Source organism: Colwellia maritima, assembly GCF_022669015.1.
GTDB lineage: Bacteria > Pseudomonadota > Gammaproteobacteria > Enterobacterales > Alteromonadaceae > Colwellia > Colwellia maritima.
Window position 1 is genome coordinate 597,791 of the sequence record NZ_JAKKSL010000002.1, and the last position, 11,587, is coordinate 609,377.

At 37.0% G+C, this 11,587-nt stretch carries 12 protein-coding genes and 4 tRNA genes; 11 read left to right on the top strand and 5 right to left on the bottom strand.

Translation table 11 applies throughout. The features are described 5' to 3' along the window. Positions 1-19 precede the first annotated feature (19 nt). Entirely contained in the window at positions 20-163 is a 144-nt protein-coding gene (locus L3081_RS12985) for a hypothetical protein (protein ID WP_242286592.1), read from the top strand. Then, positions 160-516 carry a hypothetical protein gene (locus tag L3081_RS12990; protein ID WP_242286593.1) on the top strand — a complete coding sequence of 119 codons (357 nt, stop codon included), beginning with the start codon at positions 160-162 and terminating at the stop codon, positions 514-516. The genes L3081_RS12985 and L3081_RS12990 overlap by 4 nt, the downstream gene beginning before the upstream one ends. 77 nt (positions 517-593) lie before the next feature. On the opposite strand, the gene L3081_RS12995 is transcribed toward L3081_RS12990, so the two are convergent. From L3081_RS12995 to metG, 4 genes are all read right to left on the bottom strand, one after another. Beyond that, positions 594-1,082 carry a tRNA (N6-threonylcarbamoyladenosine(37)-N6)-methyltransferase gene (locus L3081_RS12995; RefSeq protein ID WP_338027330.1) on the bottom strand — a complete coding sequence of 163 codons (489 nt, stop codon included), beginning with the start codon at positions 1,080-1,082 and terminating at the stop codon, positions 594-596. After that, complete coding sequence (locus L3081_RS28330) at positions 1,082-1,312, bottom strand: TrmO family methyltransferase domain-containing protein (protein ID WP_338027331.1); 231 nt, start codon at positions 1,310-1,312, stop codon at positions 1,082-1,084. The genes L3081_RS12995 and L3081_RS28330 overlap by 1 nt, the downstream gene beginning before the upstream one ends. 15 nt (positions 1,313-1,327) lie before the next feature. Beyond that, a complete protein-coding gene (gene rcsF, locus L3081_RS13000) occupies positions 1,328-1,819 on the bottom strand; it encodes an Rcs stress response system protein RcsF (protein WP_242286594.1) in 492 nt (163 codons plus the stop codon). Between the two features lie 256 nt (positions 1,820-2,075). Further along, positions 2,076-4,190 (bottom strand): methionine--tRNA ligase, encoded by a 2,115-nt coding sequence (metG, locus tag L3081_RS13005; RefSeq protein ID WP_242286595.1) that lies wholly within the window; start codon positions 4,188-4,190, stop codon positions 2,076-2,078. Positions 4,191-4,282: 92 nt separating this feature from the next. Here metG and apbC point away from each other — a divergent pair, with 92 nt between their 5' ends. Both apbC and dcd read left to right on the top strand, forming a co-directional pair. Further along, complete coding sequence (gene apbC / locus L3081_RS13010) at positions 4,283-5,464, top strand: iron-sulfur cluster carrier protein ApbC (protein WP_242286596.1); 1,182 nt, start codon at positions 4,283-4,285, stop codon at positions 5,462-5,464. Positions 5,465-5,553: 89 nt separating this feature from the next. After that, entirely contained in the window at positions 5,554-6,150 is a 597-nt protein-coding gene (gene dcd / locus L3081_RS13015; protein WP_242286597.1) for a dCTP deaminase, read from the top strand. Between the two features lie 135 nt (positions 6,151-6,285). On the opposite strand, the gene L3081_RS13020 is transcribed toward dcd, so the two are convergent. Beyond that, positions 6,286-7,182 (bottom strand): gluconeogenesis factor YvcK family protein, encoded by an 897-nt coding sequence (locus tag L3081_RS13020; protein WP_242286598.1) that lies wholly within the window; start codon positions 7,180-7,182, stop codon positions 6,286-6,288. Between the two features lie 474 nt (positions 7,183-7,656). On the opposite strand from L3081_RS13020, the gene L3081_RS13025 reads away from it, so the two are divergent. The 7 genes from L3081_RS13025 (at position 7,657) to prpC (ending at position 11,519) form a co-directional block, all read left to right on the top strand. Continuing rightward, a tRNA-OTHER gene (locus tag L3081_RS13025) sits at positions 7,657-7,729 on the top strand. Between the two features lie 57 nt (positions 7,730-7,786). Next, positions 7,787-7,862, top strand: a tRNA-Glu gene (locus L3081_RS13030). 184 nt (positions 7,863-8,046) lie between these two features. Next, positions 8,047-8,122, top strand: a tRNA-Glu gene (locus L3081_RS13035). Positions 8,123-8,310: 188 nt separating this feature from the next. Further along, positions 8,311-8,386 (top strand) — tRNA-Glu (locus L3081_RS13040). A gap of 256 nt (positions 8,387-8,642) precedes the next feature. Further along, a complete protein-coding gene (locus L3081_RS13045; protein WP_242286599.1) occupies positions 8,643-9,347 on the top strand; it encodes a GntR family transcriptional regulator in 705 nt (234 codons plus the stop codon). Between the two features lie 22 nt (positions 9,348-9,369). Then, positions 9,370-10,248, top strand: coding sequence for a methylisocitrate lyase (prpB, locus tag L3081_RS13050; RefSeq protein WP_242287038.1), 879 nt, complete (start codon positions 9,370-9,372; stop codon positions 10,246-10,248). 134 nt (positions 10,249-10,382) lie between these two features. Then, positions 10,383-11,519, top strand: coding sequence for a bifunctional 2-methylcitrate synthase/citrate synthase (prpC, locus tag L3081_RS13055; RefSeq protein WP_242286600.1), 1,137 nt, complete (start codon positions 10,383-10,385; stop codon positions 11,517-11,519). Positions 11,520-11,587 lie beyond the last annotated feature (68 nt).

The following is an 11,587-nucleotide window of genomic DNA, read 5'->3' on the forward strand; positions in this document are numbered from 1 at the left end:
ACGTATATTAACGAGTGTAATGGCAAGTGTACTATTAACTGCAGGGACAAACGCTATGGCTACCGATGGTATAGGTAATAACCGTTCGCAGGTAAATAATTTTCCGCCCAATAAATATCTATTAAGTGACCTTGAAATTAAGTTTACTCGCCATCCGGTATGATTAAAGGGTCTACAAAAAAACAAATTATTATTTCTGGCAATGGATCTTCTATTATTGAGTTAAAGGGTAAGGAACAGCCATTTAAGTATTCATCTACAGAGGTAGTAGCGCTGATTAACTCTTTTTATAAAATTAGATTTTTCGATCTTCCGACACATTACAACACCAGTTTCTCAGTATTCTTAAATAATGATGGTTCAGTAGGTACTAGAGCTTTGCGTATGATGGACAGTGCAAATACAACGATTTGTTTTAGCCTACCAACGTATAAAAAATGTGTTAATTACGGTAAGGATAAACCGTATGAGTTAGAAAACCTTGTACAAGCTATCTTTAATAAAGCAGCGCAATAGCTATAAATTAATAAATGCTGATAGATGAAACTGTTCTTGTCACTCTTTTTTAGCTAGTTATGTTCTAGCATCATATCTTAATATGGCGTAACTTTGACAACTTCTACCTTATCAAAATTTATCATTCGCCATTGGATATTTAAATCATATAACCTCATGCCATAGATTTTATCATCAACGTGTTTTTGTTTATATGCGGGACGTGGATCTTGCGATAAGACTTGTTCGATGAGTAAGGTTAAATCAGGTAAGTCACTTCTCATTTTTTCTAATGCTTTATGTGCTTGTATGGCAAATGTTACCTTGAGTTTAACTTGTGGCTCTTGTTGTGCAAATCCTGCCAGAGAATTTTCAAGTGCGTCTGAGTAGGGAATATACGGTTTGATATCAACAATAGGTGTTTGATCTAATAGATCCAAACCAGAAATATGTATTATAACCCCTCGTTCCATGTGTTCTACTTTATCAAGTTTGACTACTGACATGCCAATAGGGTTTGGCCTAAAGGTTGATCTGCTTGCTAACACACCCACTTTTTTATTTCCCCCTAATCGTGGTGGTCTCACTAAGGGTTTCCACCTTGATTTTGAGTACCATGGAAAATAAACAAAAGCCAAATATGGCTAAACTGTTCAAGTTCTCTAACACTGTCAATATTATTGACTTCGTTTAACAGTGTTATGGTGCCTTTAGCTGCGTTAACTAAACCAGGTTGCCTTGGTATAGCAAACTTCTCTTTGTAGGGGGAATTTACAATGCCAATGGGGTGTAAAGTTATCTTGGGGATTTGGGACACGACGCGTGTATCGCCTTAGTTGTTTTCATTAGTTGCGGTATCAACAGCATAAGCTTTGCCGTAACAGACAACAAGTGAATTACATTGTTTCGCATCATTACTTTCACTTAGTTGTAAAAGCTGCTCTTGCGTTAAAAGGGTACAGGCTGTGAAAACAATAGCATTTGCTTGTAGACTAAATGCTTTCTGTCTTGCTTGGGTACGGGCATTAATTTCATCTGGTTGAGCATGATGGGGTTTTACTTGGCAGTCTTGTCCTTCAACGGCTCCAATATAATGATATTGACCAGGAAAATCATTTTCGCTTTTGTATATTTTTACATTTGAAGCTGAAAAATACTGATTAAAGTTATCTTTATCTAAGTTAGTTGATACATAACGATTACTGCAGCTGACAGTCAATATTAGTGAACATATGATACAAATGATTATGGGCGTTTTTATCTTCATGCGCGTTGGTTTCCAGTGTACTTGTTGTATTGCTGTAATCTTGAATTCACGTGACAAAATGTTAACGCCATAATGTTAACGGCATAATACTACACTGTTTACAATTCAATAATAAAGTATTGTTATTGATACACAGTGTAGCGTAGGTGTTTATACCAATCTCACAAACTATGTGATCATTTCTATTTGCTAAAATTACCAATTACATCGTTATTTATTTAATAATTAGAATAACTCGTTATTGAAATAAATGCCTTGTATTTGGCAATTTTTTCTACGTATAGAATAGATCATTTAATTAATGAAACGGGTATTATTTAACTCGCATACCTGCTTTTGCACCATCATCAGGATTTAATATCCATAAATCTTCACCACCCGGTCCTGCGGCTAGTACCATGCCTTCAGACATGCCAAAGCGCATTTTACGTGGTGCTAAATTAGCTACCATTACCGTATGCTTACCAATTAAAGCTTCTGGCTGATAAGCTGATTTTATCAAAGCAAAAACCTGGCGAGTTTCTGTACCTTCGTCATCAAGCGCTAATGTAAGTTTCAATAATTTGTCAGCTTTTTCAACATGCTCTGCATTGATGATCTTAGCGATACGTAAATCAATTTTAGCAAAATCATCAAATTGAATTTCTTCACTAATAGGATCGTCTGCTAATGGATTTGCTAAAGCAGCACTATTGTCAATAACTTTGCTTGTTTTAGGTTTGTTAGCCGGTATTTCTTTTTTCTTTTTGTCTTCTGATGTGGCTAAGTTTTCTTTAGAAGCATCAGTCATCGCATGAATTTTATCCATCTCTACACGTTGTAGTAATGCTTTAAATTTATTAATTTTGTGATTGGTTAATAAGGTTTTATGACCTTTCCAAATTAGCTCATCATTTAAAAATGCTGCTGTGCTGTCAGCTAAAACTGGTAGTACAGGCTTTAAATAAATCATCAAGGTGCGGAACATATTAATTCCAAGAGAACAAATATCATGCACTGCTTGTTGCTGAGTTTCGTCTTTTACTAGCTGCCATGGTTCTTTTATAGCAATGTACTCATTTACTTTATCTGCCAATGCCATAATTTCACGCATAGCTCTACCATAATCACGGCTGTCGTAATGTGCTGCAATGTTATCACCGGCATTCATCACTTCATCAGCTAGCGCTTGATCATCAATATTCGTAGATAACATACCATCAAAACGTTTAGTGATAAAACTTGCACATCGAGAGGCTATATTCACTACTTTACCGACTAAATCAGAATTGACACGTTGTGCAAAATCTTCAAGATTTAAATCTAAATCGTCAATTCTATTAGTAAGTTTAGCAGCATAGTAATAACGTAAGTATTCAGGATTCAAATGTTCTAAGTACGTACGGGCTTTAATGAAGGTTCCTTTCGATTTTGACATTTTGGCACCATTTACGGTAACAAAGCCGTGGGCATAAACACTTGTTGGTTTACGATAGCCTGAACCTTCAAGTACCGCAGGCCAAAATAGACTGTGAAAGTATATAATATCTTTACCAATAAAATGGTAAAGCTCAGCATCTGAGTTTTCAGACCAGAAACTGTCAAAATCAATATTTGGGTTTTTATTACACAAATTTTTGAAGCTACCCATGTAACCGATCGGCGCATCTAACCATACATAGAAAAATTTACCCGGTGCATTAGGTATTTCGAAACCAAAATAGGGCGCGTCACGACTAATATCCCACTGTTTAAGGCCTTGTTCAAACCATTCAGAGAGTTTATTGGCCATTTCTTCTTGTAATGCACCGCTTCGAATCCATTCTTTTAACATGCCTTCAAAGGCGGGTAAGTCAAAGAAATAATGCTCTGAATCTTTTAATACGGGTGTAGCACCAGAGACAACAGAACGTGGATTAATGACTTCCGTTGGTGAGTAGGTTGCGCCACAATTGTCACAACTATCACCATTTTCGTCTTCTGATTTACATTTAGGGCAAGTGCCTTTGATAAAACGGTCAGGTAAAAACATACCTTTTTCTGGATCATAAAGCTGAGAGATAGTACGTGTTTTTATATGACCTTTTGCATGTAGTTTATTATAAATATCACTAGCTAAGGCATGATTTTCCTCAGAATGTGTAGAATGATAGTTGTCAAAGCTGATATGAAAATCAGCAAAATCAGCCATATGTTCTTCACGTACGCCATTGATCATTTCTTCAGGTGTCACGCCTAACTCTTGTGCTTTGAGCATAATTGGTGTGCCATGAGCATCATCAGCACAAACAAAATATGTTTCATGACCACGCATTCGTTGAAACCTTACCCAAATATCTGTTTGAATATGTTCAAGTAAATGGCCTAAGTGAATTGAACCATTGGCATAGGGTAATGCGCAAGTCACTAATATTTTACGTTTTTCTGGTCTTGTTTCTGATGAAGTCATTGTCGGCATGAATAAATTGAGTATTTTGATGGTAATAATGGCTGCAATAGTACAGAATTTAGCATTTATTCTCAAATGATTAATGTCATAATATGTTCGGTAAGTTATTCAATAATAAAAGTGAAAAGCAAAAATCTTCCATAAAACACCCAGAAGTTACTCTTGGTCAAAGTGAATCAGTTAATACCGCTTTATCAGCATCAGAAAAAGTGCAAGTGATCGAAGAAACGTTAAAATCCTATCAATCACAAAATTTTCCTGTGGGTGTCTATGAAGTGTGTTCTGATATTGCAGTGAACACGAAAAAGGCGAATACAATATCAGTTGAACTCACCCTGCCTTTTCCTTGTCAAGGTGAAATAAACTGCATTGCTGACTCGTTAACAGAGCGGTTAAACTTGCGCGTGAATATTAAAGTAAATTTAAATATTAATGCCGTACGCTCCTTTTCACTTAATGGCAGTGGCAATAACATTAAAAACATTATCGCAATTGCGTCAGGAAAAGGTGGGGTAGGGAAGTCTACAACCGCGGTCAATATTGCGTATGCATTAATTGCAGAAGGCGCTAAAGTCGGCATTTTAGATGCTGACATTTATGGTCCCTCAATACCGACATTGTTGGGTTTGAAAGCGGCGAAACCTAGCTCAAATGATGGTAAATTAATGTTACCGATAGAAGCCAATGGTTTACATGCTATGTCAATTGGTTTTCTTGTAGATGAGTCTGATGCTACAGTTTGGCGGGGACCTATGGCAAGTGGTGCTTTTAGTCAATTATTGAATGAAACAGCATGGCCTGAGCTTGACTATTTATTAATTGATATGCCACCAGGGACTGGTGATATTCAGTTAACGTTAGCGCAAAAAGTGCCAGTAGCAGCTGCGGTTATAGTAACAACACCGCAAGATATAGCATTAATTGATGCGGCTAAAGGTATTGCTATGTTCGATAAGGTACAAGTACCTGTACTTGGTATTATTGAAAATATGAGCTACCACTTATGTGAAAATTGTGGTCATAAAAGTCATATCTTTGGTGAGGCAGGTGGTGAGCAGATGGCTAAATCAAAGCAAACTCAATTACTTGGTCAATTACCCCTTGATATCAATATTCGCCAAGATGCTGATTTTGGTCAATCTCCGGTTCTTGAAAATAGCACTAGCGATTTAGCCTGTTTGTACCGTAGAATAGCGCGTAATATTACGGGACAGTTGTTTTTACAACTTGATAATACTAGTCCATTAACGCCAACGATTGAATATAATAACTAATTGGTATTTTATAGCGATATGAACGTTATTAATTATTACAAACTTTTACCATTGACTCTAACAAAAGAAAATAACACAAGAAAATAACTATGAGATTAAGTGATCAAGATATAGAACAGTACCTTAGTGAAGAAAAAATAATTATTTCACCTAAACCCGATAGTTCTATGATTTCAGGCGTTAGTGTTGATATTCGATTAGGTAATGAATTCCGTGTATTTCAAGCCCATGCGGCTCCCTTTATTGACTTAAGTGGGCCAAAAGTTGAAATGCAAAAAGCTATGAATTCAGTTATGAGTGATGAAATTTTAATCGCGGATGGTGATGCTTTCTTTCTCCACCCTGGTGAACTAGCACTAGCAGTAACTTATGAGTCAGTGACATTGCCTGATAATATTGTTGGTCGGTTAGATGGACGTTCCTCTTTAGCTAGGCTTGGATTAATGGTGCATGTTACTGCACATAGGATAGATCCTGGCCGGTCAGGTCAAATCGTTCTAGAATTTTATAATTCGGGCAAATTACCATTAGCTTTGCGACCAAAAATGAAAATAGCAGCACTTAACTTTGAAACCATGTCATCAAGTGCTTTGCGCCCTTATAATAAGCGAGAAGATGCTAAATATAGAGATCAGAAAGGTGCTGTTGCTAGTCGTATCAGTGAAGATAAACACTCAGAGAACTAATAAGTTTTCAAAGCATAATTTTTGGCGTAAATAAACCAAACTAACCTCAACCCGGTTTAAGAAGTTTTTAACGAATTGAAAGTTAACACTTAATTTTCAACTATAGAAAGATTTGTTAAGCCGAGCTGAGGTAAACTAGTTTCTTTTATCATTTACGCTTTGAAGACACTCATTAAGCGCGTTAATCAGTTTTTGTTTATCGTGATGATGAGGCACGAGGTTATGGGCTAAATCTCGACAAATAATATTAACCTTGTCTGATTTAGTCTTTGGATCTTGGCATATAACACTATCAATAAACTGACAGCCTACGTTATCATTTATCCAGTTTAACTTCTCGTCTATCAATAGCTTGGCCGGGCTGTTTTCTGAGACAACATTTTCAATAAAAACACAATGACCTTTACTGTTAGCAATTGCATTACTAATATCTCTAATGAGAAGGGGAGGTACTATACTCGTTAAAAAGCTCCCTGGGCCTAATATAATAAGGTCGGCATTTTTAATGGCATCTATGCAAGGTTTCAACGATTTTACCACGGGGGCTAGCATTAAGTTTTTGGGCATAATAGGCATATCATCTACAGACAACTCCCCAACGCGGCAACGGCCCTCAGGATAGAAAGCCATTAAGTCAGTGGGAGTTTCAGACATAGGTAATACTTGTGTTCGAACTCGTAATAAACGTCTCACCGACTTTATTGAATCAAGCGGACGTGATTGTATTTGCCCTAAACCAAATAAAATTAGATTACCTAAATTATGCCCGCCTAGTTCATCGTTACCATCAAAACGAAAATTAAACAATTGGCTGCCAATAGAGTTACTATCAACAAGTTCTGTTAAACAATTTCTTAAGTCTCCCCAGGCAATCGAGCTGCTGCGTTTTCTTAATTTTCCGGTTGAACCACCATTATCTGTAGTTGTTACTATGCCTGTTAACTTATCTTCCATAAATGAAAGTGTAGACAATACCCTACCTAAGCCATGACCACCGCCTATAGCAACAATATTTAATTCATTTAATTGCATTGATACTTTATAACTCTATATAGTACTAGATTATACTTTACGTACTTGGCAGGCAACAATACCTGTAAATGCTTGAAAAGGAAAGTAGCTTGGTTTGAAGCACAACTTATTTATATTTTGCGTTAACCGGAATTAATCACAGTAACTAAAATGATGAGTTTAAAAATTGTACAGACAAACAAGCAGTTAGGTAAAAAACAACCAAGTTGCCGCTAATGTAATCATTTAAACCTTTTTTTACCATGTTTTGATGTTTTTTTTAAAATAAGTGTTGACAGTTTCGAGGCTGCTGCTTAGAATGCGCCTCGTTTTCAGCAAGTGTTCAACTCTTATAAGTTGCGCATTAATGAAAATTAATTCTTATCTTTTTATATAATTTAATAATAAGGTAGGAATAATGTTTAATCGCTATTAGGCCAGTGATTATACATAACCGTTTGAATTGCTTCTTTTAAGAAGAGTATTTAAACAAGCGGGGCTATAGCTCAGGCGGGAGAGCGCTTCGGCAGCGAAGAGGTCTGCGGTTCGATCCCGCATAGCTCCACCAAGATTAGGTTTTCTGTTTTAGATGTTTAAATTAAAACAGGGAATAGATAGTTTTAGTGTCCCTATCGTCTAGAGGCCTAGGACACCGCCCTTTCACGGCGGTAACAGGGGTTCGAATCCCCTTAGGGATGCCACTATTTTTATTAGTAACTGAAATAGTTATTCATAAAATATAAGTTTGCTTATACTTATCAAATAATAAGCGCTGTTAGAAATTGGTAAATTATCAGTTTTAGTATTGGGTAATGTCGTTCGGCTTTGCAGGCTTAGCACTCACCTAACACTAAAACAGCGAATATATTCGCTACTAGTTTTAGTGTCCCTATCGTCTAGAGGCCTAGGACACCGCCCTTTCACGGCGGTAACAGGGGTTCGAATCCCCTTAGGGATGCCACTTTCTTTTTATAAAGATAGTGCATATAAAAGTGAAGCAGTTTCTTATACTGCCTATTCATCTACGATGAATGATAAATAAGAATTTAGAGTTTGAGTTTATTTTTAATTATATCAATAAGCTGAATCACCAGAGTGATCTGGTAGATAGTTTGTATTAACGTAGTGTTAAATTATAGTTAATTCAGTGTCCCTATCGTCTAGAGGCCTAGGACACCGCCCTTTCACGGCGGTAACAGGGGTTCGAATCCCCTTAGGGATGCCACTTTCTTTTTATAATGAGAGTGTACATAAAGTGAAAATAGAAAGCCCACGCAATAGTAAAGTATTGCGTGGGCTTTTTTGTGTCTAAAAATCAATAAAACCTAGAATTGTCGACAATAATACTTAAGTCTACTTGCATTATTATAATTATTCGCTATTATCTTTAATGGAAATTAAATGTGTCGACAATTTTGATCGTTTAAGCAATGTAATTTCAATAAAACAATTACAACAAAGCAACGTAAGGTTTTACCACTATGTATTTAATAAATCCTACCCAGACTGCAGCGGTAACCACTGCGGATAAAGTTTTTGAACAGATCCAATATGCCATTGTTGAAGGTGATATACCTGCAGGAAGTAAAATCAGTGAGCCTGAGTTAGCTAAACGATATCAAATTAGTCGCTCAACTTTGCGAGAGGCGTTAAATCGTTTAGAGACGTGCCATTTGATTGAGCGTAAAGCCAATGTTGGTTCAAGGGTTGTTGATTGCACAATTGAAGGCTTACTTGAACTTTATATTACCCGAGAAGCACTTGAAGGTATGGCATGTCGTCAAGCAGCATTAAATATGTCTGATGTTGAAATTGATAATATGAAAGCTATGCTTAATCTTCATAGCCAAACACAAGAGTTAAAAGATGGCGTTGCTTATTATCAAGAAGAGGGGGATCTGGATTTTCATTATAAAGTCATTTTAGGCAGCCATAATAAACAGTTAATTAATTTGATTTGTGGTCAGCTATATCACTTAGTACGTATGTACCGTTGTCAATTTGGTATGAATAGTCCTAGAGCTAGTCGTGCGTTTAATGAGCACTCTCAAATTATTCAGGCCATTAGTGATAGAGATGGTGAGTTAGCAGAATTATTAATGCGTCGTCACATTGCAGCTTCAAGAAAAAATATTGAAAATAAAATTTCACAACTAGAGTTGTCAGAACTTAACCTTAAAAAGTAGAGGAAATATTATGTCTAAGCAAATATCAGCAGGCGCTAAGTTTCGCCAAGCATTAACCAATAATAAACCACTTCAAGTCGTTGGTACTATCAACGCTTATTGCGCCATGATGGCAGAAAAACTTGGCCATCAAGCTATTTATTTATCTGGTGGCGGTGTTGCTAATGCTTCATATGGCTTACCAGACTTAGGCATGACGTCATTAAATGATGTGGTGGCCGATGTTGCACGTATTACCGCTGCATCTTCATTACCTTTATTGGTTGACATTGATACAGGTTGGGGTGGGGCATTTAATATTGCTAAAACCATTCGAGATATGGAAAAAGCCGGTGCAGCAGCGGTTCACATTGAAGATCAAGTGGCACAAAAGCGTTGTGGCCACCGTCCAAATAAAGAAATTGTTTCAACGGAAGAAATGGTTGACCGTATTCGCGCTGCTGTTGATGCTCGTATTGATCCTGATTTTTTCATCATGGCGCGTACTGATGCTTTCGCTCAAGAGGGTTTAGAATCAGCACTTGAACGTGCCAAAGCTTATGCTGCTCTTGGTGCTGATGGGATTTTTGCTGAAGCCATTAAAACAGAAGAACATTACCGTGCCTTTACACAAGCATTAGACGTACCTGTTTTAGCAAATATTACAGAATTTGGTGAAACTGAATTATGGAATAAAACGCAATTGGGTGAGTGGGGCTGTGCAATGGTGCTTTATCCTTTATCAGCTTTTAGAGCAATGAATAAAGCAGCTGAGTCTGTCTATAAAACATTACTCGTTGATGGCGACCAAAAAGCAGAAATTGACAATATGCAAACCCGTATGGATTTGTATGACTACCTTGGTTATCACGACTATGAACAGAAATTAGATTCTCTGTTCGCAGAAGGTAAGAATAAGTAAATTAATTAAATAAACATGTTTATGTGGCTGTATCTTGGGGTAAAGCCATCAGTACCTTGAATACCAAAGTGTTGACCGACCAAGTGTAAGCATAAACATGACAATAAGTATGACATATAAATGAGGAGAGAATAATGACTGATAAAGCTATTGATAAGAAACTAAGTGGCGCAGGATTACGTGGTCAAAGTCTTGGTGAAACATCACTATGTACTGTTGGTAAGTCTGGTAGTGGTTTAACCTATTGTGGTTATGATGTGGCTGATTTAGCTGAAAATGCAACCTTTGAAGAAGTCGCTTATTTACTTTTTAACGGTGAATTACCAACATCAAGTGAGTTAGCTGAGTACAAAGCTGAATTACTTGCTATGCGTGATATTCCACAAGCACTTAAAGAAGTATTGAAACTTATCCCCAAAGAAGCGCATCCAATGGATGTTATGCGTACAGGTTGTTCATTCTTAGGTAATGTAGAACCAGAAACTGATTTTTCACAACAAAATAAAGCGGCTAACCGTTTACTTGCTGCTTTCCCTGCCATTATGTGCTTCTGGTATAAATATTCACATGAGGGCGTAGAAATAGATTGTATGAGTGACGAAAGCTCTTTGGGTGGTCACTTTTTACGTTTATTAAAAGGTGAAAGTCCTTCAGCTCAACATGAACGTGTTATGGATGTTTCATTAATTTTATATGCAGAGCATGAATTTAATGCATCAACATTCACTGCACGTGTTTGTGCGTCAACGTTATCAGACATGTTCTCATGTATCACAGGTGCTATTGGTACCTTACGTGGTCCACTTCATGGTGGAGCTAACGAAGCAGCCATGGATATGATAGAAAAGTTCAAATCACCTGAAGATGCAAAAGTACAAATGGGCGGTATGCTTGAACGAAAAGAAAAAATTATGGGTTTTGGTCATGCTATTTACCGTACATCAGATCCTCGCAACGTTATTATCAAAGCATGGTCTGAGAAATTAGCTGCAGAAAATGGTGATACGTCGCTTTATGATATTTCTGTTGCCTGTGAAGAATTTATGTGGGATACCAAAAAATTATTCTGCAATGCTGATTTTTTCCATGCATCTACTTATAACTATATGGGTATACCAACTAAGTTATTTACCCCTATTTTTGTTTGTTCGCGTTTAACTGGTTGGGCTGCACATGTTATGGAGCAACGCTCTAATAATCGTATTATTCGTCCGTCAGCAGACTACGTAGGTGCAGATCCTCGTACAGTTACGCCAATAGCACAACGATAGAATATTAGTGCCGAGTATGCGTGTTAAGTGCCAAAGTACATTGTAAACACGCTGCTCGATCTTCACTC

Bases quoted from the DNA above. Each gene is read 5' to 3' on its own strand.
- L3081_RS12985 (WP_242286592.1), top strand. From the start codon at position 20: ATGGCAAGTGTACTATTAACTGCAGGGACAAACGCTATGGCTACCGAT.
- L3081_RS12990 (WP_242286593.1), top strand. From the start codon at position 160: ATGATTAAAGGGTCTACAAAAAAACAAATTATTATTTCTGGCAATGGA.
- metG (WP_242286595.1), bottom strand. From the start codon at position 4,190: ATGACTTCATCAGAAACAAGACCAGAAAAACGTAAAATATTAGTGACT.
- apbC (WP_242286596.1), top strand. From the start codon at position 4,283: ATGTTCGGTAAGTTATTCAATAATAAAAGTGAAAAGCAAAAATCTTCC.
- dcd (WP_242286597.1), top strand. From the start codon at position 5,554: ATGAGATTAAGTGATCAAGATATAGAACAGTACCTTAGTGAAGAAAAA.
- L3081_RS13020 (WP_242286598.1), bottom strand. From the start codon at position 7,182: ATGCAATTAAATGAATTAAATATTGTTGCTATAGGCGGTGGTCATGGC.
- L3081_RS13045 (WP_242286599.1), top strand. From the start codon at position 8,643: ATGTATTTAATAAATCCTACCCAGACTGCAGCGGTAACCACTGCGGAT.
- prpC (WP_242286600.1), top strand. From the start codon at position 10,383: ATGACTGATAAAGCTATTGATAAGAAACTAAGTGGCGCAGGATTACGT.